Source organism: Paraburkholderia sp. (assembly GCF_028283785.1).
Taxonomy (GTDB): domain Bacteria; phylum Pseudomonadota; class Gammaproteobacteria; order Burkholderiales; family Burkholderiaceae; genus Paraburkholderia.
Window position 1 is genome coordinate 185,338 of sequence record NZ_JAPWKB010000013.1, and the last position, 25,808, is coordinate 211,145.

Annotated in this window: 23 protein-coding genes; 12 read left to right on the forward strand and 11 right to left on the reverse strand. The window is 60.8% G+C overall.

What is annotated here, in order from left to right; translation table 11 throughout:
• Positions 1 to 160: 160 nt before the first annotated feature.
• Both PW947_RS14885 and PW947_RS14890 read left to right on the forward strand, forming a co-directional pair.
• Complete coding sequence (locus PW947_RS14885) at positions 161 to 1,291, forward strand: porin (protein ID WP_299633097.1); 1,131 nt, start codon at positions 161 to 163, stop codon at positions 1,289 to 1,291.
• A gap of 161 nt (positions 1,292 to 1,452) precedes the next feature.
• The gene (locus PW947_RS14890; RefSeq protein ID WP_299633098.1) at positions 1,453 to 2,529 is read left to right on the forward strand and encodes an NAD(P)/FAD-dependent oxidoreductase; all 1,077 of its coding nucleotides are present in this window, start codon (positions 1,453 to 1,455) and stop codon (positions 2,527 to 2,529) included.
• A 19-nt stretch (positions 2,530 to 2,548) separates the two neighbouring features.
• Here PW947_RS14890 and PW947_RS14895 read toward each other — a convergent pair whose 3' ends face one another.
• From PW947_RS14895 to PW947_RS14920, 6 genes are all read right to left on the reverse strand, one after another.
• Positions 2,549 to 3,604: an ABC transporter ATP-binding protein gene (locus tag PW947_RS14895; RefSeq protein ID WP_299633099.1), complete on the reverse strand. Its 1,056-nt coding sequence runs from the start codon at positions 3,602 to 3,604 to the stop codon at positions 2,549 to 2,551.
• 21 nt (positions 3,605 to 3,625) lie between these two features.
• The gene (locus PW947_RS14900; protein ID WP_299633318.1) at positions 3,626 to 5,251 is read right to left on the reverse strand and encodes an iron ABC transporter permease; all 1,626 of its coding nucleotides are present in this window, start codon (positions 5,249 to 5,251) and stop codon (positions 3,626 to 3,628) included.
• Between the two features lie 123 nt (positions 5,252 to 5,374).
• Positions 5,375 to 6,391: an iron ABC transporter substrate-binding protein gene (locus PW947_RS14905; protein WP_299633100.1), complete on the reverse strand. Its 1,017-nt coding sequence runs from the start codon at positions 6,389 to 6,391 to the stop codon at positions 5,375 to 5,377.
• A gap of 56 nt (positions 6,392 to 6,447) precedes the next feature.
• Positions 6,448 to 7,734 carry an iron uptake transporter deferrochelatase/peroxidase subunit gene (gene efeB, locus PW947_RS14910; RefSeq protein WP_299633101.1) on the reverse strand — a complete coding sequence of 429 codons (1,287 nt, stop codon included), beginning with the start codon at positions 7,732 to 7,734 and terminating at the stop codon, positions 6,448 to 6,450.
• An 83-nt stretch (positions 7,735 to 7,817) separates the two neighbouring features.
• The gene (locus PW947_RS14915; RefSeq protein WP_299633319.1) at positions 7,818 to 8,996 is read right to left on the reverse strand and encodes a hypothetical protein; all 1,179 of its coding nucleotides are present in this window, start codon (positions 8,994 to 8,996) and stop codon (positions 7,818 to 7,820) included.
• Between the two features lie 68 nt (positions 8,997 to 9,064).
• A complete protein-coding gene (locus PW947_RS14920) occupies positions 9,065 to 10,567 on the reverse strand; it encodes a carbohydrate porin (RefSeq protein WP_299633102.1) in 1,503 nt (500 codons plus the stop codon).
• A 418-nt stretch (positions 10,568 to 10,985) separates the two neighbouring features.
• Here PW947_RS14920 and PW947_RS14925 point away from each other — a divergent pair, with 418 nt between their 5' ends.
• The 8 genes from PW947_RS14925 (at position 10,986) to hutC (PW947_RS14960) (ending at position 19,060) form a co-directional block, all read left to right on the forward strand.
• Positions 10,986 to 11,678: a hypothetical protein gene (locus tag PW947_RS14925; protein ID WP_299633103.1), complete on the forward strand. Its 693-nt coding sequence runs from the start codon at positions 10,986 to 10,988 to the stop codon at positions 11,676 to 11,678.
• Positions 11,679 to 11,916: 238 nt separating this feature from the next.
• Positions 11,917 to 12,741: an arylamine N-acetyltransferase gene (locus tag PW947_RS14930; protein WP_299633104.1), complete on the forward strand. Its 825-nt coding sequence runs from the start codon at positions 11,917 to 11,919 to the stop codon at positions 12,739 to 12,741.
• A 433-nt stretch (positions 12,742 to 13,174) separates the two neighbouring features.
• Positions 13,175 to 14,032: a transporter substrate-binding domain-containing protein gene (locus PW947_RS14935; protein WP_299633105.1), complete on the forward strand. Its 858-nt coding sequence runs from the start codon at positions 13,175 to 13,177 to the stop codon at positions 14,030 to 14,032.
• Between the two features lie 160 nt (positions 14,033 to 14,192).
• Positions 14,193 to 14,915 carry an ABC transporter permease subunit gene (locus PW947_RS14940; protein WP_299633106.1) on the forward strand — a complete coding sequence of 241 codons (723 nt, stop codon included), beginning with the start codon at positions 14,193 to 14,195 and terminating at the stop codon, positions 14,913 to 14,915.
• A gap of 15 nt (positions 14,916 to 14,930) precedes the next feature.
• The gene (locus tag PW947_RS14945) at positions 14,931 to 15,683 is read left to right on the forward strand and encodes an ABC transporter permease subunit (protein ID WP_299633107.1); all 753 of its coding nucleotides are present in this window, start codon (positions 14,931 to 14,933) and stop codon (positions 15,681 to 15,683) included.
• Between the two features lie 35 nt (positions 15,684 to 15,718).
• Positions 15,719 to 16,510: an ATP-binding cassette domain-containing protein gene (locus PW947_RS14950; RefSeq protein ID WP_299633320.1), complete on the forward strand. Its 792-nt coding sequence runs from the start codon at positions 15,719 to 15,721 to the stop codon at positions 16,508 to 16,510.
• 67 nt (positions 16,511 to 16,577) lie between these two features.
• Complete coding sequence (gene hutH, locus PW947_RS14955) at positions 16,578 to 18,182, forward strand: histidine ammonia-lyase (RefSeq protein WP_299633108.1); 1,605 nt, start codon at positions 16,578 to 16,580, stop codon at positions 18,180 to 18,182.
• A gap of 194 nt (positions 18,183 to 18,376) precedes the next feature.
• A complete protein-coding gene (gene hutC / locus PW947_RS14960) occupies positions 18,377 to 19,060 on the forward strand; it encodes a histidine utilization repressor (protein WP_299633321.1) in 684 nt (227 codons plus the stop codon).
• Positions 19,061 to 19,130: 70 nt separating this feature from the next.
• On the opposite strand, the gene hutC (PW947_RS14965) is transcribed toward hutC (PW947_RS14960), so the two are convergent.
• The 5 genes from hutC (PW947_RS14965) to PW947_RS14985 all read right to left on the reverse strand — a co-directional run bounded on the left by hutC (PW947_RS14965) (position 19,131) and on the right by PW947_RS14985 (position 23,119).
• Positions 19,131 to 19,919, reverse strand: coding sequence for a histidine utilization repressor (hutC, locus tag PW947_RS14965; RefSeq protein ID WP_299633109.1), 789 nt, complete (start codon positions 19,917 to 19,919; stop codon positions 19,131 to 19,133).
• Positions 19,920 to 19,934: 15 nt separating this feature from the next.
• On the reverse strand, positions 19,935 to 20,813 hold the full coding sequence (locus PW947_RS14970) for an amino acid ABC transporter ATP-binding protein (protein WP_299633110.1): 879 nt from the start codon (positions 20,811 to 20,813) through the stop codon (positions 19,935 to 19,937).
• A gap of 25 nt (positions 20,814 to 20,838) precedes the next feature.
• On the reverse strand, positions 20,839 to 21,501 hold the full coding sequence (locus PW947_RS14975) for an amino acid ABC transporter permease (protein ID WP_299633111.1): 663 nt from the start codon (positions 21,499 to 21,501) through the stop codon (positions 20,839 to 20,841).
• An 83-nt stretch (positions 21,502 to 21,584) separates the two neighbouring features.
• Positions 21,585 to 22,235: an amino acid ABC transporter permease gene (locus PW947_RS14980; protein ID WP_299633112.1), complete on the reverse strand. Its 651-nt coding sequence runs from the start codon at positions 22,233 to 22,235 to the stop codon at positions 21,585 to 21,587.
• Between the two features lie 56 nt (positions 22,236 to 22,291).
• Positions 22,292 to 23,119: a transporter substrate-binding domain-containing protein gene (locus PW947_RS14985; RefSeq protein ID WP_299633113.1), complete on the reverse strand. Its 828-nt coding sequence runs from the start codon at positions 23,117 to 23,119 to the stop codon at positions 22,292 to 22,294.
• 238 nt (positions 23,120 to 23,357) lie between these two features.
• Here PW947_RS14985 and PW947_RS14990 point away from each other — a divergent pair, with 238 nt between their 5' ends.
• Both PW947_RS14990 and PW947_RS14995 read left to right on the forward strand, forming a co-directional pair.
• Entirely contained in the window at positions 23,358 to 24,326 is a 969-nt protein-coding gene (locus PW947_RS14990; protein WP_299633114.1) for a 2-oxoglutarate and iron-dependent oxygenase domain-containing protein, read from the forward strand.
• 11 nt (positions 24,327 to 24,337) lie between these two features.
• Positions 24,338 to 25,762: an FAD-binding oxidoreductase gene (locus tag PW947_RS14995; protein ID WP_299633115.1), complete on the forward strand. Its 1,425-nt coding sequence runs from the start codon at positions 24,338 to 24,340 to the stop codon at positions 25,760 to 25,762.
• Positions 25,763 to 25,808 lie beyond the last annotated feature (46 nt).

Genomic DNA, 25,808 nt, shown 5'->3' on the forward strand with positions numbered 1-25,808 from the left:
GCATTCGCTGCGACCGACCGGTTGCCCGAGCCCTGGCGCGCCCGAAGCGCCATTTTTCCGGGAATGGTATTTTCGGATTCATGCGTGTCGAGACACCGCGCATGATACGAATGCGTCACGCAAATTCACCCGCGTATGAGTTACAGCCACGGTCGCGAAAATGAAACTACGTGAAAAACTGCTGTCCGCATTGCTGGTGGGCGGGCCCATGCTCAGCCTGATCGATAGTCCGTCTGCACAGGCGCAGTCGAGCGTCACGATGTATGGCCGCATCGATGGCGGCGTGGAGTATCTCAACCATATCGCCAATGCCGACGGTAGTTCATCGAGCCGCTGGCGAGGCGAAGGCGGCGACTGGGGTACCAGCATGTTCGGCCTGAAAGGCGTCGAAAATCTGGGCGGCGGCCTGACAACGATTTTCAACCTCGAAACCGCGTTCAACGTGATGGACGGCACGACCGGCGGTGGCAAGCTGTGGTCGCGCCGTGCGTACGTCGGACTGAAAAGCGACACGTGGGGCACGTTGCAGGCGGGGCGCAATCTGTTTATCGATAGCGACGGCGTCTGGGAATTCGATCCGTTCGTGCAACAGGCATTTTCTTCGGCATCGCTGGTGCGAGGCAGGAACTGGCAGCAGACCAGCAACAATATCGAGTATCACAGCCCCACCTTCGCGGGCTTCGATATTCAAGGGCAATACGCGTTCGGCAACCAGTCTCGCGGCTTCAACTACGGTCCCACCGACGATTTCGGCCGCTCGGACGGCATCATGCTGACCTATCATTCGCAGCTGTTCGATGTGCGCGGTATCTACGACGAACTGCGCGACAGTAATGGGCGATTCAGCAATATCTTCGTGAGTTCCCGCGAGTTCTTCGTCGGTGCAAACGTGCATTTCGACGCGATCAAGATCCAGGGTGCCTATACCCACTACGCCGCGCCCGACACACCCGCAGGTCTCGCGGACAGTGCCGACCATTACTGGCTCGGTGCAACCTATTCGGTGACGCCGAAATGGGCGGTGACGGCTGCAGGCTTTTACGTGAAAGTGGGCGATGGCGGCGGTGATGCATCGCACGATCCTTCCGGTCACGCGACGATGTACGCATTGGGCACGACGTACAATTTCTCGAAGCGCACCTTCCTTTACGGCACGGTCGCTTATGTGCGCAATAGCGGGCAGGCGAACTTCTCCGCAATGGCGACGCCGCGCGACGACTCGCCCAATACCAGTCCGCTGGCCGGTCAATCGCAAACGGGCGCCTATGTCGGGATGATGCATACGTTTTAAGCATGCATGCATGAGTCGCGCATGCCATGTGCGTTTCGGTCTCGCATGTCTATCGATGGATGAGTCCCCACAGCGGGTGGTGGCTTCATTGCCGCGCGCGGATCGAATCTGTATCGTTGTGAGTATGGCGCCGCGATGCCGCGCATTACTCCGGATCCCTGATGACACAAGCCGTTGATTCATCCCATGCCTCGTCCGAAAACGCTGGCGTTCAAGCTCCGATCCGCACGGATGTGCTGATCGTCGGCGCTGGGCCGGTGGGGCTGTTCGCCGCTTTCGAGGCGGGCGTGCTGGGGCTTTCGTGTCAGATCGTAGATGCATTGGGGCGCATCGGTGGGCAGTGCATCGAGTTATATCCCGACAAGCCCATCTACGATATTCCGGCCGTGCCGTCATGCACGGCGCGTGAACTGGTCGATCGTCTGATGGAGCAATGCAAGCCGTTCGACGTGCCGATCCATCTCGATCAGCGCGTCGATACGGTCGAACAACGTCAGGACGGACGCTGGACCGTGCGCACGGATCGAGGCATGACATTCGATGTGGCCGCAATCATGCTGGCCGCAGGCAACGGCGCATTCGCGCCGCAACGGCTCGTGCTGGACGATGCCGTGTCACTCGAAGGGCGGCACGTTCATTACAGCGTCAAGGAATTGGCCGCGTTCAACGGCAAAAACGTTGTGGTCGCGGGTGGTGGCGATTCGGCACTGGATTGGGCGCTGGCGTTACGCAAGGTCGCGAAGCGGGTCACGCTGGTGCATCGGCGCAATGGCTTTAGTGCGGTTGACTCCAGCGTGTCCGCGATGCGCGCGGCTGTCGAAGCTGGCGAGATGGATTTTATGATCGGCGCGGTGAATGCGATCGACGCGCCGGACGGCGTTCTCGACGCATTGGAAATCCGGCAGATTGGCGGCGCGATTCGACTCGAAGCGGATCATCTGGTCGTGTTGTTCGGACTGGTCGCCGATCTCGGGCCTATCGGTAAGTGGGACGTCGAGATCGTCGGCGGCAGGGTCGTAGTGGATACGTCCAACTACGAAAGTTCGCGGCCTGGCATTTTTGCGGTGGGTGATATCGCGACGTATCCGAACAAGCAGAAATTGATTCTGTCGGGCTTTCACGAGGCATCGCTTGCGTTGAGGAAGGCGTATGCGTACGCCTTCCCGGAAGTCAAACGCGTGCACGTGCATTCAAGCTACGACGCAAAGTTGGCGGAGAAAGTGAAGTCGCATCCGTGAGTACGACTTATCCGATGCATCAAACTGGATAGACCGTCACGCCGCCATCCACCCCGACGCGAACGCGTTCGCCGCGTAGCGGTGTTCTGTAGCCCGGCACACGCGCTCGCAAGATCGCTCGCTCGCCACCCATCATCCTGACGTCGACGCCCGCGTCTTGCCCCTGAAACACGACATCGTGGACGATGCCCTCCAGGAATCGTCCACCGACCGGCGCAATATCCCCTTCGCGTAACATCACGATCTGTTCGGGGCGGACCATCACGTCGACCGCGCCGTCATCGACCGGTGCCGCCAGCGTAAGCTCTCCCAACTCGCACTTCACGCGACCGCCCGCGACGATACCGCCCAGCATGACCGCTTCGCCGACAAACGAAGCCAGTTCACGCGTCACCGGACGCCGATACAAGGTCTCGGGCGTCGCCGTCTGGATCAGCTTGCCGTGCCAGAGTACGGCCACCTCGTGACCCATCGACAGCGCCTCGGATTGATCGTGCGTCACGAGCACGGCAGTCGCGCCGGTTGCACTCAAAGCAGCAGCGACCGCTTGCCGCGTCTCCAGTCGCAATGCCGCGTCGAGCGACGAAAAAGGCTCGTCGAGCATCACCAGTTCTGGCGATGGCGCCAATGCGCGCGCAAGCGCGACGCGCTGTTGCTGACCGCCCGACAATTGTTGCGGCGCGCGCGACGCGAACGCCGCAGGCAAGCCGACGAGTTCCAGTAATTCCGCCACGCGATGCCGCGCTTTTCGCTGCGCACGCGGCAAGCCGAAGACGATATTGTCCGCCACCGACAGATGCGGAAACAACGCGCCTTCTTGCGGTACATAACCAATCCGTCGCTGCTCGGCCGGTACGTGCAGCCCATCGGCGACGACGCGCCGTCCGCTCATCTCGACGGTACCGTCGTCGGCGCGCTCGAAGCCGCATAACACGCGAAGCAGCGTCGTTTTTCCGCTGCCGGATGGACCGAGCAGGGCGAGCAATGTGCCGCGTTCGACAGACAGATCGATGCCATGCAACACCGGGTGCCCGTCGAATGCTTTATGCAATCCGCTGATAAGTAATTCGCTCATGAAGATCCAGTGACGATGAAATCAGCCGCGTTCGCCGAGCAACGCGGAACGGCCGAGCAGGACGAACAGCAGTCCGGACGCGCACAGTGAAATGCCCGTCAGCAACGCGGCATACGGCGCGGCGGCCGCAAATGCCATCGTCGATGTGTCGGCCCAGACTTGCGTGGCCAGCGTGCGTGTGTCGATTGGCGATAGCAGCAGCGTCGCGTTCAACTCGGTCACCACGGAGATAAACACCATCGCTGCCGCGGCGCCGAGTCCAGGACCCGCAAGCGGCAACATCACACGGCCCAAGGTTTGCCACCAGTTAAGGCCTAATGCACGCGCGGTTTCTTCGAGGCGCGGTTGGGCCTGCATCAACGCGGCGCGCACGCTGACGAGCGCAAGCGGCAGAAAGAGGATTGCATACGCGACCACCAGTAACGTGGCGCTTTGATACAGCGGTTGCAATGCGCGGACTGCGAGCGTGACGATGGCAAGCGCAATCACGAGTCCGGGCACGCCTTGCGCAAGAAACACCGTGCGTTCAAGCAGCGTTGGGATGATTCCAGGAAATCGGACGAGCAGGAAGGCCAGCGGGACCACGAGCAAGGTCGTGAATATCGCCGCGGCGAGACCGAATCCAACGGACGACACCGTTGCGTTGAAGAGCAATTCCGGCGAGACATCGGCGGGTGTAACGGCTGCGGCGCCTGGTTGCGTCAACCAGTATCCGATCATCCCAAGCGGCACGCCGAGCGTGCCGATCGTCAATGCAACGAAGCCGGCGACCACGATCCACTTCCATGCGCCCAGCTCATAACGCAATACGGGGCGTCGAGTACCACGATCGACGCGCTCGTATCGCGCGGTTCCGCGCACGCGAAACTCCGCTGCAAGCACGACGAGGCATAGCATGATCAAAACGCATGCGAACAGCGATGCGCCGCCGCCGTCGAAACTGGTGCGATATTCCGCATAAATCTGCGTGGTGAACGTGCGAAAACGCAGTAGTTGAAATGCGCCGAATTCGGACAGTACGCCGAGTGCGACCAGCATCATGGCGCCGAGCAGCGCAGGGCGCAATTGCGGCAAGATCACGCGCGTGAAGATGGCCCACCGTCCGCAACCGAGCGAACGTGCGCTTTCTTCCAGCGCCGGGTCCATGCCGCGCAACGCGGCGGCAACCGGCAAATAGACCAAGGGAAAGTAGGCGGTCGTGATCACGAGCAATGCGCCCGCGAAGTCCTGCAAGTCGAGACTCAACGACACCCATGCATAACTGGTGATGAAGGCGGGCATCGCGAGTGGTGCGGCGCATGTCACGGCCCAGATGCGACGTCCGGGTAGATGCGTGCGTTCGACGAACCATGCGACCGCCGTGCCGAGTAACGCCGCGGTTAGCGTCGCCGACACGGTGATCGTCAGCGTATTGACGAGCAGTTCGCCCACTAACGGTCGCACGATCAATTCGATCGCGTCCTGCACACCGAAGTTCGCGGCGCGCCAGAACGTCAGTGCAATGGGTAGCAACACGAGCAACGCGCTGAGTGACGCCGCGATAAAAAGTCCGCGCGGCGCACGCCGTGAACCGGCGCGCGCCGCAGATGACGCGATGTTCGGGAGCGGTGCAAGCGACGCGAGCGGAGCCGTGACCGCTGCCGTCAATGCAGCGGTTGCCGCCGTCGCCGTTGCCGTTGCCGTTGCCGGGACAGTAAGCGTGGGCGATGGCTCGCCGTTGGGTGGCGAGGCCTGCATCACGACTCCGCTGTCGGCTCCGGCATCGGCCATTTACAGCAGTCCGGCCTGACGCAACAACTTGCCGGCCTGGCTATCGTCGCCGAGTTGTTCGAGCGTGAGTGCGGGTGGACTCAGCTCGGCGAACGGCTTCAATACAGGGTCCGGTGCAACACCGTTATGCAGCGGATACTCGTAGCTGACATGGCCGGTTGCCATCAGCGTTTGCGCGCGCTCGCTGACGAGGTATGCGAGGAATTTCTGTGCGCCGTCGGTGTTGTGCGCGGACTTCATCACCGCAGCACCCGACACGTTGACGAGTGCACCCGGATCGCCGTGATCGAAGTGATAGATCGCGCTGCGTGTCGACTTGTCGCCGAGTTCCGCGTGCAGACGAGCCCAGTAGTAGTTGTTGATCAGGCCGGTCGCGACACCGCCGCGATTGACGGCGGCTACGACGCCTTCGTCGTCGTCGAAAATCTGCGCGTTTGCCTTCAGACCCTTGAGCCACGCGACGGTTTGCGCTTCGCCCTTCATGGCGAGAACTGCGCTGACTAGCGGCAGGAAGTCGCCGTCGCTCGGTGCAATGCCGACCTTTCCTTTCCATTCCGGTTTCGCGAGATCGAACAACGATTGCGGCAACTGCGATGCCTGCACTTTCGACGTGTTGTACGCGAGCACGTTTTCACGTGCAGTGACACCGACCCAATCGCCTTGCGGGGAGTTGTAGCGGCTTGGGATCGTCGCGAGCGTCGCGGTGTCGACCTTGCTCAGCAGGCCTTTTTCCTGAAGCAGCATCAACTCGGGCGAGTTCTCGGTGAAGTACACGTCAGCCGGCGTCGATGTGCCTTCGGCAACGAGTTGCGCAGCCATCGCAGGACCTTCGCCACTGCGGATTCTCACGGCGATGCCGGTTTGTTTCTCGAAGTCTTTAGCGAGCGAATTGACGACCTGCTCGTGCTGCGCGCTGTACAACGTGATCGATGCAGCGTTCGCGGCCAGCGGCGCGAGCACGAATGCGGCCGCGCCGCTGAGCGCGCGCAGGCGCATGCCGAACGAAGAATGTGCCATGTTTTTATAGTTCCTTGCCAATGGAGTGGTCTGGTTTTAATGCGGTTCGCTTGCGCCTACGTTTCGAATAGCCCTGCACCGATGTACGATCCGCGCTGAGCGCCGGGTGGACATGCGAACACGGCGCTGCCTATATGCGTCGTGAACTGGTTCATCATGTCGAACTTCGACAGCTTCTCGTTGATCGGAATGAAGCCAGTGCGCGGATCGCCTTGATGCGCGATAAAGATCAGTCCCGCGTCGTATTCCGTTTCCTGACGCCACGGCGGCCAGCGTTCGATATAGAAGTTCGTACCGTCGTTGTACGAATACGAGCGTCGCAGAATCTGCGCACCGTTGTTGCTCGCCTGATTCGACAGCCTCACATGCGAGTTATCCGGTATCACCGGATTGCCGTCCTTATCGGCCGCATCGAGATCCACCGGATCGAACTCGTTCTTCTTGCCGATCGGCGCGCCGCTGTACTTGTGCCGCCCGAATACCTGCTCCTGGAAGTCCATCTCGGTGTTGTCCCAGTGTTCGAGCGTGATGCGGATTCGTCGCACGACGGTATAAGTGCCGCCGTTCATCCACGGCGCATCGCTGCTGTTCGCCCAGACGAACTGATTCATCAACTGTGGTTTCTGGATCGACGGATTGTTCGTGCCGTCCTTGAAGCCCATCAGATTGCGCGGTGTCTGGTTGCGCGCACCGGACAGAAAGCCAGCCTGTCCCCAGCGCATCGCGACGATGCCGTAACCCATGCGCGACAACTGACGTACCGCATGAAATGCCACTTGCGGATCGTTCGCGCAGGCCTGGATGAACAGATCGCCGCCTGTTTTTGCAGCGATCAGTTGATCGCCGTTGAAGCGCGGCAGATCGACCAGTGCGGCCGGACGATGTTGCCCAATCCCGTAACGGTCCTTGCCTTCATGCGAAAACAGGCCGGGACCGAAACCGAATGTGATGGTCAGGCCCGACGTGCCGAGGCCGAGTGCGTCGCCGGAGTCGGGGGCGGGTTTGTCGACCGGACCGTCCAGTGAACCGGCCGGCTGACCTTGCGTCAGTCGCGCGGCGGCATCGGTCCATGCGCGCAGCAGTCCGATCACGTCGTCGCGTTTGTCGGTGTTCAGATCGAGCGCAGCGACGTACGTATGGCTTTGCTGCGCGGTGACGATACCGGCCTGGTGCGTGCCGAAGAATGGCTCGACGGCGAGCTGCGGATCGTCCGCATGCGTGGGCGTGCGGGCGAGCGCGTTCTGCGCTACGCCTGTCGTCGCGAGTCCGGCGACGGCTGCGCCACCGGCTTTGAGAAATCCGCGCCGTGATGGCCGCGCGGGTGGCTTTTGATCGTCTGACATGATTTCCTGCCTCATTGCTTCAAGCATGGCATGCATGCGCGGTGCGCATGCATGCGTGCAGCGCATGCGTGACGGATGCAGCGCTATTTTGCGAGCACCAGCGCGTTGACATCGTCTTGTACGAAGTAAAACCCGTCGCCGGCGGGCGTCATCACGATGCCGAACAGATCGCCGTTACCCGGCGGGGATTGTGCCTTGTCGGTATCGATCCAACGTGCGTACAGCTGTTTGCCCGCGACGGGATCGACTTCCACCACCTGGCCGTTCAATGCGTTGGTCACGAGCAGATGGCCGTTCGGCGCCGTGGCCAATGCCAGCGGACGATGCAGCAGGCCGTCGGCCGTGACCTGACGACCGACGCCCGCGCTGGTGTCGCGCGTCATTGGATCATCGATTTCATTGATGCGATTGCCGATTGCGTCGGACACGTACAGCAGTTTCTGATCGGGTGACAGCGCGAGTCCGGTCGGTCCGACGAGGAACACGCCGCGATCGGCCTGCGCGCCGAAGTTGCTGCCCACCACGGTCTCTTTCTTCACGACCGGCGGTTTCCCTTCGGGAATGTCGAGGTCGAGGCGCAACACGGTGGCCTGCTTGAACACCGGCGAATTCTCGGTCGCGGCACCGACGCCGAAGCCTGCATTGCTGACGAAAAGCGTCGCACTGGTGCCGTTGTCGACGACCGCCATGTTGCCCCACGGATCGTTGATATTCGGGCTGACGATAGTCGATGCGACCTTGCCGTTGCTATCGAGCACGATCAGGCAACCCGCGCCCTTGGTGCCGGTCGTGCCGTCGTTGCTCGGCGTGCTGCCGACGATCACCCAACCCGATTTCAGCATCGTCATCGCGGTGGACAGTCCGATTCCACCGGGGCATTCCTTCAGATCGCGCGGGATCGTCGCGAACACGGTCATCTGTTTCGTGTCCGGGTGATAGTTGACGATGGTGCTGCCCGTGCCCTGCATGTTGGTCGAGTTGTTGAAGTTGTCGATCAACACGTCGCCGGCTTTCACGCTACCCGCCGACACAGGCGCTACCACGAGTGCATACGGATTCTGGTCGCCGTTGTCGGGGACGGTATTGATCAGCGTGGTATTGCGATGCAGCGTTTCCAGGAAGCCTTGCGGCTCGGCATGCGCGACGCCGGCGGACAGCAACGCGGCTGCGCCGACGGTCGCGGCAAACGCCGCGCGCACGCTGCGCACGGTCCATGCAAGGCGCGCGGCGCGAGGCGGATAAGTGCGGTTGAGGTCGTTCATCATGGGATTCGATTGGTCTGTTGAGCGTTCGGACGCGCGGCAGTGAGCGTCGGCATGCATCGTTGGGATCAGAACGTGATGTTGGTTCGCACGCCGATCACGAACGTATTGCGCAGTGCTTTCGTCGGATCGTTCGGATTCTGGCCGGCACCTGCATTGAACGTGTATTGCGCGTCCGCCTGCAAGACCCACCACGGTGTGACCTGATATTGATAGGTCGCTTCGAGCGCGGTTTCACTGCCGCGCGGTACGAAGCCGGAATCGATATCGAATTCGCGCGCCTGCGGACTGATCTTGATGTATGTGAGCGCGAGCCCGACGCTGTCGTCGTCGCGGCCCTTGAACGGCGCTTTCATCACGACGCCGAGGTTCGCTGCAAGGCTCACCAGATTGCGGTCGTTCGGCGCGCCCATCACGCGCGCGAATATACCGATGCTACGTGCTTCGTCGGGGTCCGGCCGCCACACCATCTGATCGGCGACGGCATAGATGCTGTAGTCGCCATGATGGTTGAGCGGCGTGCCGCCGGTCGCGCCGAGTAGTTGACCGGTATTGTCGAAACGCTGGTCGGCAAAGCTGCCGTTGTTGTACCAGATACCGATCTTGTACGTCCCCGGCAAACCGGTTTTGGCCATACCGACCATTTCGCCTTCGGCAGGCTGGTTGATCGCGTACTGCAACTCGCCGATAAACATCGTGCCGTTGTGCAGATTGAAGTTGGTGCCGTGCAGATTGTCCGGATTGTTGCCGGTCGGATCGCCGTCGAACACGCCGGCCAATGCCGTCAACGAAGGCGTGATCTGGCCGCGCACGCGCACGCCGAGTGCGGATAACGGATACGCCGGACCACCCGACGGCATGTCGTATGAAGGCAGTGCCGGCCAGCCAAACATCGTGTTGACGAACAGCGCGGAGTACTGGCTCGTGATGAATTCCTGGTCGATACTTTGCTGACCGATCTTCACGTCGACGCGCTTGTCGAGGAACGACTGCTGATACCACAACTCCCACAGGCGAGTCGTCGCATCCGTTTCGATACCGCTCGCGGTATTCAACGTGCCGAGCTTGTCGCTACTCAGATTGCGGCCGTGAATATTCAGGCCGCTGACGTTGAACAGACCGCCGGGTAAACCGAACGCTTTTTGCGTATCCAGTTGAACGGTGGCGGTGGTCAGGCCGTCGTATGCGGCGCCTGTATCGAGGCCGCCGCGCAGGTTGCCGAGCAGTTCGCTGGTTTCGGTCAACGCAAACGAAATGCCGTATTTTCCGAGCCATGGGCGCAATCCGCCGATGTCGCCGAGCAGTGTCTCGCGTGTCCAGACGCCTGTCCATTGACCGGTTTGAGCGGCCTGAATGTTCAGGTCTGCTTCAGGTGCTTCGGGTGTGGCATCCGGGTTCGCTTCTGCGAATGCGGTGCCGCCCGTGAGCGATGCACACGCAAAAGCCGTGCAGGCAAGTGCGCGACGTATCGACGTGAGTCGCACGCGTTGAAGGGCGTGTGCAGGGTCGCGAAGCGAGCCGACGCGAGCCGTTGGCGAGGGAGCGGGTCCGGTGGACAGGGTGGCCTTCATCGAAATCCTTATTGGTGTTGTATCGACGGACCGGACATGTCATGCGGCTGGTTGCGGTTCTGCGCCGACATGCCCGACACCTTGCAAGGAAACATTGCTGGGTTCGCGACGCCCAGCGGCAAAGTGAGTAAATCGTACGCACGCTAATTCGCACGGTCAACAATAATGAGAATGGTTCTCAACAATATTACCCAAATGTAAGTCTGAAGATTTGTGGACTGCTATTAATCGATATGAAGGTGTAAACCAATAAAAAGCAGCTGTATCGGAAACGTAATGCTGAGTTGTTTTAGTGGGCTCAATAACTTCGCGCAGTTCGTATGCGTCCGGATAGAACGCTCATACAAATGTCGTGTCGAACGCGCAGAATCGATCGTGATTCACGAAGCACCCCGAAGTGTTATCAGGAGATAGACGTATGAAACATCGCAATATTTTTCTTTCGCTAGCGGCTGGAGCGGCGATGACCGTCGCTGGTGCGGCGCATGCACAGCTCAATCTCAAGCAATTGGGTATTGGGGGAAACAGCGGCTCGGATAACGCGGCGACGAGTGGTATGGCGGGTGGCGCGGCAACATCCGGTGGTATGTCGCAACTGCTGCAGAACTACGTGGGCGCGAATCAGCAGGTGTTGAGCGGGCAGTCGAGCCTTGCGTCGGCGATGGGTTTGTCGAGTGCCGCGGGCAAGGCGCAACAGGCGTCGAGTCTGTTGAGCGGGGGCACACCGTCGGTGAGCCAGCTGACGCAGGTGGGCAACACGCAGCAGTCTTTGTCGAGCACGCTGACGCAGGCGTTTTCGAAGAACAGTGCGTCGTCGGCGCCGGTTAACAAGGAAGCGTTTTCGAGTGGTCTCGCTTCGTTGGGCCAAGGCGTCAGCCAGTATGCAAGTCTGAAGTCCAGCCTGGGCGGTGCGAGTCAGATGAGCGCCGGCTCATTGCTCCAATCCGGTATGAATCCGTCCACGGCGCAATCGGCATCGTATATCGCGAAGACTGCGCCGGGTCAGTTGCAATCGCTGACTTCGGTGTTGGGTCAGGCCGTGCAGTTTGCATCGAGTCACGGCATCAGCGTGCCGTCTATCGCGACCTCCGCGCTGGGCGCGGCGCAATGATGCGACATCATCGCGCTTGACGAAATATGCGTTGAAACAGGGCCTATCGCGCGATGGGCGATGAATGGCCGCTTGCGTTCGTCGTCCTCGCCGTCCGCTGTCTTCGCTGCGCTCTGCCGGGCGCGCGCAGGGTGGTGAAAGCCCCGGTTAGTCTGGATGGTTGTTCGTGCGTTGCCGACACGTTATGATCGCCGCCGTCCGGCGACGTATCTGACGTCGCTTTCCACCGGAATCCTCCATGTCAGCCACTCTCGATCTCGACCGCTATTTTTCACGCATCGGCTATCACGGGCCACGTGCCGCGACACTAGAGGTATTGCGCGAAATTCATGCGCTACATCCGCTCGCCATTCCGTTCGAGAACCTTGCCGCACTGACGGGGCGCCGTGTCGCACTCGATCTGCCGTCCGTCGTGGAGAAACTCATCGAAGGCGGGCGTGGCGGTTATTGCTTCGAGCAGAACCGTCTGTTTGCGCATGCGTTGATGCAACTCGGTTTCAATGTGACGCCGATGCTCGCGCGCGTGTTGTGGGGGCAAGCGCCCGATGCAATCATGCCGCTGACGCATATGATGTTGCGCGTCGATATCGACGACGAAGCGTGGATTGCCGACGTTGGTTTCGGCGGCGTGACCTTGACCGAGCCGCTACGGTTGCAGACGGGTACGCCGCAACAGACGCGCCTCGAAGCGTTCCGGCTTGCGGATGCGTCGCGCGGCGCGTTCGATCTCGAAGTGCAGTCGGGCGACGTATGGACCAAGGTGTATCGATTCGAACTCGCCCGCGCCGAATGGGTCGATTACGAGGTCGCCAACTGGTTCACGTCGGCCGAGCCCGACTCGCTGTTCGTGAACCACTTGCTCGCCTGCCGCGTGCTTCCGGAAGGGCGACTCGCGTTGTTCGATACAGCGATGACGCGACGCGGTTCACGCGGCGAGCTCGTCGCCGAATGGCAACTTGAGAACGCGGATGCGTTGTCCGCCTGCCTGCGTGAAGAATTCGGTTTGACGCTCGACGGCATCGATATGGATGCGGTATTTTCCCGCGTCGCCAACACGCGCTAAACGCGTTTTCGTTTTAGTCTCGCACGCGCCGTTTCGTCCTGGGACGGCGCCATCTTCTGTCGGCATCACAACGCGCTTCATCGCGCGCGTTTCATACCAGGCCGGCGCACTCGCTGCGTCGATCGCCATTCCCGTTTTATCCCGCCGCTACGTTTCACGCCCCAACTCCGCGCATCGCATGCACCGCGCGATGACATGTCTAGACATAATGCACCGGCTTTGCGCGTCCGTTTTTGAGTCGGAATTGGTGTATTTCTCATCGTTTGTACAGCGAAATGGACGTCAAACGTCAGGGCTTACCCGAGTATGTCTCCACTTTTTCTAGAATCCGCTTGCTCGACATTTTTTGCTCATGCAGACTTGTCTATACAAATTCACGGGCTAGGAATAGCCCAACCGGTTGAGAACTTCCCTGAATCAAAGGAGTGTCGACGTGAAGGTAAAGCGCACCAGTTTGGCAAAGGCAGTGATCGGCGCCGTGTTCGGCGCGGCGGTGGTTTTCGCGGCGCCCGCGCAGGCAAAGGACTGGAAGACGGTCACGATCGCGCTGGAAGGCGGCTACGCGCCGTGGAACCTGACCTTGCCGGGCGGCAAACTGGGCGGCTTCGAACCGGAGCTCGTCGCGAACCTGTGCGCGCGTATCCAGCTTCAGTGCAACCTCGTCGCGCAAGACTGGGACGGCATGATTCCGGGCCTTCAGGCAGGCAAATTCGACGTGCTGATGGATGCCATTTCCATCACGCCGGAACGCGAAAAGATCATCGCATTTTCCAAACCGTATGCCGCCACACCGGCGTCGTTCGCGGTGTCCGATCCGAAGGTACTTGCCAAGGCGTCGCCCGCATCCGGTGTCGTCAAACTGACCGGCGATCCGAAGACCGACAAGCCTACCGTCGATGCGTTGCGAAAGGATCTGAAGGGTAAGACGATCGGTATTCAATCGGGCACGGTCTACACGAAATTCATCAACGACGGCTTCAAGGACATCGCGACGATTCGCGTCTACAAGACGTCGCAGGAACGCGATCTGGACGTGTCCAACGGCCGCATCGACGCATCGTTCGACGACGTCACCTATTACGCAGCGAATGCCGACAAGAAAGACGGCGCGCTGGTCGTAGCCGGCCCGAAGATCGGCGGCCCGATCTGGGGTCCGGGCGAGGGCCTCGCATTCCGCAAGCAGGACGCCGACCTCAAGGCAAAGTTCGATACGGCGATCACTGCCGCGATGGCAGACGGCACCGTCAAGAAGCTGTCGATGAAATGGTTCAAGACCGACGTCACGCCATAACGTCACCACTGGAAACGACGGCGTGAATGCAGGCCGGTAACGGCAAGCCACTTCATACGGATTCCGTAGTGATGAATTGAGCGGTGTGAAGCAGGCGGCGTACTGGATCTGTACGCCGCGTTTTTCCGGTTGTACAGGTGGGTCGCATCAGGAGACGGTGATGACGTTGATCGGAATGCTCGGATTTGGACCGGACGGCTGGGGCGGCGTATTGCTGCTCGCGGCATTGATGACGGTCGCGTTGACGCTCGCGGCGCTCGCGGTCGGGGCCGTGTTCGGCGCGGTGATCGCAACGGCCAAGCTGTCGCGTTTCCGTAGCGCGCGCATTGTCGGCGATCTCTACACGACAGTATTTCGCGGTGTGCCTGAACTGCTCGTGATCTACCTTTTCTATTTCGGTGGTTCGACGCTGGTGACGACGGTCGGTCAGTGGTTCGGGGCGGAAGGCTTCGTCGGTGTGCCGCCATTCGTGATCGGCGCGCTGGCGGTCGGGATGATCTCCGGCGCGTATCAGGCCGAGGTGTATCGCGCGGCCGTTCTTGCCGTGTCACGTGGCGAGCTCGAAGCCGCGCGCGCGATCGGCATGCCCACGCTGACGATGGCGCGTCGCATCCTGATCCCGCAAGTGCTGCGGTTTGCACTGCCGGGCATCGGCAATGTGTGGCAACTCAGCCTCAAGGATTCCGCGCTGATCTCTGTGACGGGTCTCGCGGAATTGCTGCGCACCAGTCAGATTGCAGCCGGTTCGACGCACCAGTACTTCACGTTCTTCGTCGCGGGTGGCGCGTTGTACCTGTTGATGACGGGCATCTCGAACCGCATCTTCAATCGCGCCGAAGCGCGTGTGGGCCGATCCTTCAAGCGCAACTTCGCGCGCAACTGACGAGGTACGCTCACCATGCATATCGACTTCGACTTTCTGCTCGATACGTTGCGCCAGTTGTTCGGCGCCGTTCCGACTACACTCGGTCTGTTCTTTTGCTCGCTGGTGCTCGGTGGCTTGCTGTCGCTCGTGATCGTTACGATGCGCGTCTCGTCGCACTGGTTGCCTAACCGTTTTGCGCGCGCTTATATCCTCGTTTTTCGTGGTTCGCCGCTGCTGATCCAGATGTTCCTCGTCTATTACGGCATGGGTCAGTTCGGCGTGATCCGTCATAGCTTCCTGTGGCCTGTGTTGCGCGAGCCGTATATGTGCGCGGTACTTTCGCTCGCGCTATGCACGGCCGGATACACCGCGGAAATACTGCGTGGTGGCCTGATGGCGGTGCCGGTCGGACAGATCGAAGCCGGCTATTCGATCGGCCTGTCGGGCTTCGCATTACTGCGTCGCGTGATCGGTCCGATTGCGTTGCGCCAATGTTTGCCGGCGTATTCGACTGAAGCGGTGTTGCTGGTGAAATCCACCGCACTCGCCAGTCTCGTGACCGTGTGGGAAGTCACGGGCGTCGCGCAGCAGATCATTCAGCAGACATACCGCACGACCGAAGTGTTTATCTGCGCGGCGCTGATTTATCTGTTGCTGAACTTCGTGATCGTGCGTGCGCTTGGCATGCTTGAAAAGCGCCTGTCGCGCCACCTGCGCGCCGCGCCGCAAACGTCGGCGGCCCGTACCGTATCCGCAACTACCGAAGCCCGTCGCGCCGCTCCCTGAACGGCCCCATTCCGGAGATTCTCATGAACGCAACGATGAACGCAGCGGCGCCCGTCGCCTTGTCGGTCAGGAACATTCACAAGTCGTTCGGCGAGCATCATGTGCTGAAAGGCATTTCGCTCGACGCGCATCAAGGGGACGTGATTTCGATCCTCGGTGCGAGCGGTTCCGGTAAGAGCACGTTTTTGCGCTGTCTGAACCTGCTCGAGACACCGGACGACGGCTCGGTGTCGCTCGAAGGTGAAGCGTTGAAAATGAAGCGTCGCGGTGACGGCAAGCTGCAACCGAGCGATCGTCGCCAGGTCGACCGGATCCGCTCGCAACTCGGCATGGTGTTTCAGAACTTCAATCTCTGGTCGCACATGACGGTGCTGGAGAACCTGATCGAAGGACCGATGCGCGTGCAAAAGCGCAGTCGCGCGGAGTCCGTCGAAGAGGCAGAAGCTTTGCTGGCGAAAGTGGGTCTCGTGGAAAAGCGTGGCCACTATCCGGCGCATCTTTCCGGCGGCCAGCAACAGCGTGTGGCGATTGCGCGCGCGCTCGCAATGCATCCGAAGGTGATGTTGTTCGACGAACCCACGTCGGCGCTCGATCCCGAACTGGTTGGTGAGGTGTTGCGCGTGATGCGTTCGCTTGCAGAGGAAGGGCGCACGATGCTGGTAGTCACGCATGAAATGGGTTTTGCGCGTCACGTGTCGAATCGCGTGATGTTTTTGCATCAGGGTCAGGTCGAAGCCGACGGCACGCCAGACGAAGTGTTCAACCACAGCAAATCCGAGCGCTTCACGCAATTCGTGTTCAGCCATCATTCGCGGACGGCGAACTGAGCGTGAGCGTTCTGCGTAAAAGCGCCTGAAATACCGACGTATCAACCCAGCACTATCGAGCGTTGTCATGGCCGTGATCCGTACCGATCGTCCCCTTGTGTGGTCCCAGCTTGCGGCCGTAGCCGCAGGTGAATTGCTTCAGCTTTCGACGGCCGCGCGCGCCAATATCGTCGCGGCGCGCGTGCTGGTCGAGCAGATCGTCGCGCGCGGCATCCGTGCGTATGGCGTGAATACCGGCGTGGGTGCGTTGTGCGATGTCGTCGTGTCGCCGTCCGAACAGCGGACCTTGTCGCGCAACATTTTGATGAGTCACGCGGTCGGTGTGGGCGCGCCGTTGAGTGCGACCGAAACGCGCGCGATCATCGCTGCGGCCGTCAACAATTTTGCGCATGGACATTCGGGCGTGCGACTCGACGTGGTCGAACGGCTCGTCGCGTTGCTCGATGCAAGCTGCCTGCCTGAGGTGCCGGCGTTTGGATCGGTCGGCTATCTGAGCCACATGGCCCACATTGCGCTGGTGTGCATTGGCGAGGGGCATGCGTATCTGAACGGTGAACGCGTGCGCGGCCGTGATGCGTTGCAGCGGCTCGGACTCGAACCGCTGGTGCTCGAAGCGAAAGAAGGATTGAGTCTGATCAACGGCACGCCTTGCGTGACCGGGCTCGCTGCGCTTGCGCTCGCGCGTGCAGAACGTCTGCTCGACTGGACCGATCTCGTCGCCGCCATGAGCTTCGAAAATTTGCGCGGACAAATGGCGGCGTTCGATGCGGAATCGCTCGCGTTGCGCGTGTCGCCGGGTTTGAATGTCGTTGGCGAACGGATGCGTTTGGCCCTTTCCGATAGCGGTATTCTTGCTGCGGTGGTCGGTCATCGCACGCAGGATCCGTTGAGCATGCGGACCATTCCGCACGTGCATGGCGCTGCGCGCGACGTGCTCGCGGCCACGGTGGTAGTGGTAGATCGTGAGCTTGCGTCGATCACCGACAACCCGATCGTTGCGGGCACACCCGACGCGCCTCGCGTATTTTCGCAGGCGCATGCGGTGGGCGCATCGATTGCGCTCGCGATGGACAGCCTCGCAACCGCGATCGCTCAGGTCGCCGCAATGGCCGAACGGCGACTCGATCGTCTCGTGAATCCGCTCGTGAGCGGCTTGCCTGCGTTTCTCGCGGAGCCCGGCGGCACGAACTCCGGCTTTATGATCGCGCAATACACGGCCGCGTCGCTGGTCGCACAGAACCGGCGCCTTGCAGCACCCGCGAGTCTCGATGGCGGCATCACGTCCGGCTTGCAGGAAGATCATCTGTGCCATGCAACGCCTGCGGCATTGAAAGCGCTGGAGATCATCGAAAACGGCGGACGAATCGTTGCGATCGAATTGCTCGCTGCCGCACAGGCTTACGATTTGCAGAGCATCGATGCGCCGCGCGCGCCGCACACAGATGCATTGTGGCGTCGCGTGCGCAATGTCGTTCCGACTTACCGCGACGACCGGCCGCTCGCCGACGATATGGCGATAGCCTTCACGATGATCGCGGGCGATATGCCGCCGCCTTTACCGAAGCCCGGTAACATGCGGCCCGCCGCAACGTTGGACCTCGAACTCGACACCGCGTTGATCCGCGCGAATGCTTCCGCCAACGATGGCGCGCGCCTCGTCGCAGCGTGTTGACGCACGAGTCACGGCTCGAATCACATCACACCGACACAACAGACACTAACCCATGGCAGGCTTTTCAAGCGCTATCCAGTGAGGTTGCCGTAACCATGACGATGAACATGCACACTGACGCATTGCGCGAGCGCGCTGCCGGGGATTCGGCCAATACCGCATTCGATCATGCCGCCGCCGTCCCCACACGCGCGATGCCCGCATACGAGCAGATCAAGCGTTACGTGCTAAAGCGCATCGCACAAGGCGACTGGAAGCCGGGCGGATTGATTCCATCCGAAGCCGAACTCGTCAAAGAGTTTGGCGTCGCACGGATGACTGTGTCGCGCGCGTTGCGGGAGTTGACGTCGGAGCGTGTGTTGACGCGCGTGCAGGGGTCGGGCACGTTCGTCGCACCGCAGCGCTACGAATCCACCGTGCTGGAGATCCGCAATATTGCCGACGAAATCGCAGCACGCGGTCACCGGCATTCGGCGCGCGTGTTGACGCTCGAAACCAGCGACGATCCGCAGGCGCTCGACATGCTGCAACTGTCGTCGGGACCGGTATTCCACTCGCGTATCGTGCACAGCGAAGAGGGTGAACCGATTCAATACGAAGATCGGTATGCGAACCCGGCGGTGTTTCCCGAGTATTTGCAGCAGGACTTCACGGTGGAGACACCGAATCACTATATGGTGCGGCTCGCGCCGATCCAGCGCGCGGAGTTTCGTATCTATGCGCAAAAGCCCGATGCGCATGTGCGCCGTCATCTTGAGATGGAGATCGGCGAGCCGTGTTTGCTGTTGTGGCGGCGCACGTTTGTCGGTGCTTCGGTGGCGACGTCGGTGCAGTTGTGGCATCCGGCATCGCGTTTTCACCTGGCCGGGAATGTCTGATATGACGTGCGCGCATGCATGAACGCAGCGCATGGTGGATGCATGCGCGCACCGCATGCATGCGTTTTCGTCATCCCTGGCGTTGGGAGACGTCGGGCGTAAAGCGGCAACCGAGCCGATAACGCGAACCCGGATGCACGAAGCGCGCAAAAGTTACGGCGACGCCGCTGCTCCACGTGCGACGCACCAGCGTCAGACACGGCTCTTCATCGCTGATTTCGAGTAAACCGGCTTCCGCGTGGGTCGGCAAACCGGCGTCGACGACATGTTCGACATCGTGTGCAGGCACGGTCGCGAACAGATATTCCGACGGGCGTTGCGCCGCAAAATCCTGCTGCAAGAAATCCGGTGCGATTGCGGGATTCACATAGCGGTCTTCGAGTTGCACGGGTTGACCATTCTCGCGATGCACGCAGATCACATGAAACACCGATGCGCCCGGAGCAAGTCCAAGCGCATTCGATACGCCGAGCGGTGCGGTCTCCCGCTGCAATAGCAGCGTGTCGTAACGGTATTCATGTCCACGTGAACGGATTTCATCGCCGATATGCGCGATCATCAGCAGCGTAGATTGGGGTTTTGCTTGCGCGACGAAAGTACCCACGCCCGATACGCGTGTGACGACACCCTCGTCGGCCAGTTCGCGTAACGCGCGATTGACCGTCATCCGCGATACGCCGAGTTCGGCGACCAGATCGAGTTCGGAAGGGATGCGGTCGCCGGGCTGACGCGCACCGGATTGGATCGTACGGCGAATGTGGTTCTTGACCTGCTCGTAGCGCGCAGCAGGTTGATTGCTTTCGTGAGGCGCGCCCGATCCGCCGTTTATCGTCGAGTCGATTCGAGCCTTGGCGCGCATGTCGGTTCACCGTGCTCAGACGACGTTCACGTCGTCGGCGCCGCGCGTCCAGAACGCGTTGCGGTCGAAGTAGTTTTGGAGGAATTGCCGGAGACGGGGCTGGTTTGCATCGTGGAAAACCTCGCGCGGCGAACCTTCTACGGCAATGCGGCCTTGATCGATAAACACGACCTTGTCGGCGACTTGCGCGGCGAAACCCATTTCGTGCGTGACGACAGCCATGGTCATGCCGTCTCGCGCGAGTTGCTTCATGACCTGCAGCACTTCGCCGACCAGTTCGGGGTCCAGCGCGGAAGTGGGCTCATCGAACAGCATGATGTGCGGCTCCATTGCGAGCGCACGTGCAATGGCCACACGCTGCTGCTGACCGCCCGAGAGTTTCGCGGGATAGGCATCGCCCTTGTGCGACAGTCCGACCGTGTCGAGCATCGCATTGGCACGCGCGCGGGCGTCGCGAGTCGGCATGCCGCGCACGCGGACCAAGGCCTCCATCACGTTTCCAAGCGCCGTCATATGCGGCCAGAGATTGAACTGCTGAAACACCATACCGACGTTGCGCCTTACCCGATTGATCTCTGCCGCCGACGCGCGCATCCGCTTGCCGTTGCGATCGCTATAACCAAGCAATTCGCCCTCGATGCGAACCTCGCCTTGATCGTAGGTTTCGAGCGCAGCGATACAGCGAAGCAGCGTGCTTTTTCCGGAACCGGACGGCCCGATGATGCACACCACTTCTGATTTGCCAATTTGCAAATCCACACCGCGCAGCACTTCGGTTTCGCCATAGCGCTTGCGTAGATCGCACACGTCGATCAGCGGCGCCTGTCCGGAAGCGGGCTGGGTTGCAGCAGCGGTTGGGGCAGGTGAGAGGCTCATATCGACAGGGGCATTCATGGATCGATCCGCGTGCGTTGGCCGTTCATGCGATGTAGCGTGCAATGCGTGTTTCGGCCCACATCCCCGCGCGCGATGTCAGTTCGACAAGCGCGAGATAGCACACGCACAGTGCGAGCAGTGTCTCGACAAACGCGAAAGTCGCAGAACCGATACCGGTTAGAACAAAGGTCAGCTCGGGTACGGTGACGATCGACAGCACCGCCGTTTCCTTGCTGAGCACGATGGTGAGGTTGATGAGAGCGGGTACGATCAGCACCAGCATTTGCGGCGTCTGAATGCGCAAAATCGTTTGCCAGCGGGTGAGGCCGAGACACGCAGCAGCCTCGACGTGTCCGGGCGGAACCGATTGGAATCCGGAGCGGAATGCTTCCGCAAAATATGCGCTTCCGTAGAGTCCGAGCCCGACGACGCCCGCTGTCATCGGGTCGAGCGTGAGTCCGATCGACGGTCCGCCGTAGTAGAGCAGAAACAGTTGAACCAGAAACGGCGTGCCTCGCAACAGCTCGATATAAAAGCGCAACACCGCGCGGATCGGGCGGCCACAAAACAGCTGCAGCACCGCAATCAGGAACCCGACGACCAGTCCGATCGCGACGCCGGCGAGCCATGTCCCCACTGTGGTCGCGAAACCAGCTGCGATCGGTTGCAGGTTGTGGGTGATGACGGTCGGGTCGAACTGTTGCATGGCTTGCGTCCTTCGGTGCGTCCCGGTGGCTGCTCTGTTCCGATAAAGCCATGGCACGCATGCGTCGGGCGCATGCATGCGTTTTATGCATGCTTGAGTCGATATTCCGCTGCGTGCGCCACAAGTGCGAGCGCACCGCATATGACGAAGTAAATCAGGCCCGCTGCCAGGTAAGCTTCAAGCGGTCGATAGGTGCTGGCGGCGATATTCTGTGCGGTGCGCGTCAGTTCCGCGACGCCCACCACGGAAATCAGCGACGACGCCTTGATCAGCAAAACCATCTCGTTGACGAGCGACGGCAGTGTCAGACGAAACGCTTGCGGCACCTGGATTCGTCGCAGTTGGTCGAGCGTGGAAAGGCCAAGCATGCGCGCCGCTTCGAGGTGGCCTGGCGGAATGCTGAGAAAGCCGCCACGCAAGATCTCAGCGATATACGACGCTGAACACAATGACACGGCACTAACGGCCGCGACGATCGGCGACACGTTGATGCCTGCAAACGGCAGCAGGTAATAAACGAGCAGTAGTTGCACCAGCATCGGCACGCCACGAAAAAAGAACACGTAGGCGCCGCCGAACCAGCGGGCTGCGCGATGCGTGGACAGCCGCGCGGTGCACACGCCGATCGCGACGAAAAACCCGATCACGAGACCGGTCAGCGAAATGCCGATCGTGGCGAGCGACGCATGCAGCAGCAGCGGCATACCTTGGGCGAAAACGGTGGCGCTGAACATGATGGGCGGGCGTCTATGTCGAGCGTGTGCGCGTATTCACTGCGTTGAATAGCGGATTAGTAGTTCGGCATCGGCATGGTGGTGGGCGCATCCATCGCAACGCCGAACCATTTCTTTTGCAGCGCGGCGAGGCGTCCGTCGTTGTGCATTTTCACGAGCGCTGCGTTGAACGCGTCGGCGAGCGGCTTGCTGTCCGCATCCTTGCGCAGGCAATAGGCGAAATACACTTTCGCTCCGAACGGTGGCTGCACGACGGCAAAGGTTTCGGGACGTTGTTTGGCGACATAGGCGATGTTCGTCATCGAATTCGCCACGGCGACGATCCGGCCCGCCGCGAGGTCTGCATACGCCTGGTTGTTATCGACGTATTCGCGGACTTCAGGCGGCTTCGGCAGCGTGGCGATGTACGCCTTCAACTGGTCCAGTTGCGCTGAGCCTTTGCCTGCACCGACGATCTTGCCCGCGATGTCGGACGATTGTTTCAGCGACGTGTCGCTCGCGCGCTTGAGCAGTGCATCGGTTGCGTCGGCGATGGGCAGCGTGTAGGTGTAGCGCTCCATGCGCGCCTTGGTGACCGTCAGCGGCCCGCCGACCATATCGAACTTGCCGGCTTCGAGGCCCGGCAACACGCTGGGCCACGGCAGGTCGATGAAGCGAACCTTGACGCCGAGTTCCTGGCCGACGGCTGCGAAAAGATCTTTGTTGAAACCCGCTTGCTGACCGTTTTCGAGGAAGTCGAACGGTGCGAATTGCATCTCCGTTCCGACCACCAGTTCACCCGCTTTCTTCACTTTGGCGAGCTGGTCTTCTGCATGCGCGGTGACGCTTGCGGCGCACAGAGCCAACATCACCAGACGACATTTCCAGCTTGCGAGAATGCTCATGAATTTCTCCGGATAGCGAAGTAAAGTGGCACGAACGAATCAGTGGAGCAGAGGGTCGAGGGCAGTATATACCGCGATTTTCGCGCGAAATAAATAAACCTGTGCTGCATGGCAGCGCATCGTTCGACGTGCTTTCTTGTAAGGAACGATGCGGCTTGCGCATGCGTTTCTGGCGGTATATACCACTCGGAATCGCGTGATTTTTCTTCCTTGCGCAGGCCTTTCACGGAGCGTTGCGATGTCGTCCGCCACACCCATTCCGATCATCGACCTGGCTGGTGTCCGCGCTGGCGACCCTGCCTCGCTCGCGCGAGCAGGGCGCGAGATTCATGATGCATGCACGACCATCGGTTTCTTTTACATCGTCAATCACGGCGTGCCGCAAGCTACGATCGACGCAGCAGAAGCCGCGGCACGCGAGTTCTTCGCATTCCCCGTCGAGACCAAACGCCGTGCAGCGGTGAATCAACGTCATCGCGGTTTCAACGCACTCGGCGACGCGACGATGTATCAGGCGAAACGTCCTGACTACAAGGAGTTTTTCAGCATCGGCCTCGAGCTGCCTGAAGACGATCCGGATGTGCTGGCCGGGCAGGCTCTGCGCGGTCCGAACAACTGGCCGGATTTCATGCCTGCATTGCGTCCGGCGTTGTATGACTATTACGACGCCGTCGGCGCATGCGGCGCGGATCTTCTGCGAGCAGTTGCCACAGGGCTCGACGTGGATGCGGATTTTTTTGCGCCGCGCTATACGAAGCGGATGCAGCGTACACAAATGGTGTACTACCCGCCGCAACCGCCGCAGTCGGATGAAGATCAGTTCGGCGTCGCGCCGCATACGGATTACGGCTGCATTACGTTGTTGTGGCAGGATCGGGTCGGTGGCCTGCAGGTGCGCGAAATCGGCAACGACACATGGATCGATGCGCCACCCGTTCCAGGGAGTTTCGTCGTGAACGTGGGCGATCTTCTGGCGCGCTGGACCAACGACAGGTTTCGTTCGACGCTGCATCGTGTCGTAAATGCGTCGGGCCGCGAGCGCTATTCGATTGCTACGTTTTATGATCCGACGTATATCGCGCCGGTCGATCCGCGCGATCTCGGCACCAGCGAGGCTGCGCTAAAGTATCAACCGGTCGCGGCCGGCGACTATATCCTCGGCCGCATCAACGATTCGATGGGTTATCGGAAGAAGCATGCAATGTAAGGGAATCCCGCATGAATGATGGTGTAACTGGGCTTCGCGCCGGCAACGCTCACGCAACGTTTCTCGACACGCTGACGGCGTTGCGCGCCGCACTCGGCGACGACGCCGTGCGGGTCGGCGATCAGATCGGCGCACGCTCGATGACCGACTGGACGCGCCATACGCCCACGCGCGCGGCCGCATTGCTGTTGCCGCGCACGACCGACGAGGTTTCGAAGGCACTCGCAATCTGCGATGCCGTGGGACAAAGCGTCGTGCCGCAGGGCGGCATGACGGGTCTTGCGGGCGGCTCGATTCCTCGCGCATCGGACATAGCGTTGTCGCTCGAACGGATGACGGGCATCGAGGAAATCGATGCGGCGTCCGCCACGATCACGGTGCGTGCCGGCACGACGCTTCAGGCCGCGCAGGAAGCGGCAGCGGAGGCAGGTTTCGAACTCGCGCTCGATCTCGGCGCACGCGGTTCATGTCAGATCGGTGGCAATCTGGCCACCAATGCAGGTGGTAATCGCGTGATCCAGTCGGGCACGGCGCGCGATCAGGTGCTTGGTCTGGAGGTCGTGCTCGCGAACGGCGCGGTGTTGACCTCGCTCGGCAAGATGGTGAAAAACAACACCGGGTACGATCTCAAGCACTGGTTTATCGGTTCGGAGGGCACGTTAGGCGTGATTACGCGGGCCGTGCTGAGGTTGCATCCGCCGCGCGCATCGCGGCATACCGCGCTTGTCGCTCTGGACGGCTACGACGCGGCGGTGAATCTGTTGCGGCGCCTGTCGACGCGCTTCGGAAACGACATCGGCGCATTCGAGATCATGTGGCCGGATTTCTTCGATTTTGGCGTCGAACTGACAGGCACCCGTTCGCCATTCGACGCGCCGCATCCGCTTTATGCACTGATCGAACATGCAAGCTTCGATGCGGCCGATGACGGCGAGCGTTTCGCCGGAGCATTGACCGAAGCGCTCGACGCACATGCGATCCGCGACGCGATCATGGCCCAGTCATTTGCCGACGCGCGCGGCTTGTGGGCAATCCGTGAATGCACGGCGGAGTTTCCGGTGCGACTCGACGCGATCAACTTCGATGTGAGTTTGCCGATCGGCGAGATCGGGCATTTTGTCGATCGGTGCCGGGCGGCGCTGGATCAGAAATGGCCGGGCAATCGCAGCTATTTCTTCGGCCATATCGGCGATTCGAACCTACACGTCACCGTGGACGGTAATTCGGTGCCGGGTGTCGATCATCATGCGGTGTACGCATTCGTCTACGAGATGCTGCGGCCGTTGCAAGGTTCGGTGTCGGCCGAACATGGTGTCGGCTCGATGAAGCGCGAATTCCTGCCGATTTCCCGCTCGGCCGCTGAACTCGCGGCCATGATCGCAATCAAGCAGGCACTCGATCCACGCGGCATTCTCAATCCGGGCAAACTGTTCTGATACGAAAAGGGCGCGCATGACTGAAATCATGCGCGCCCTCAGCGTC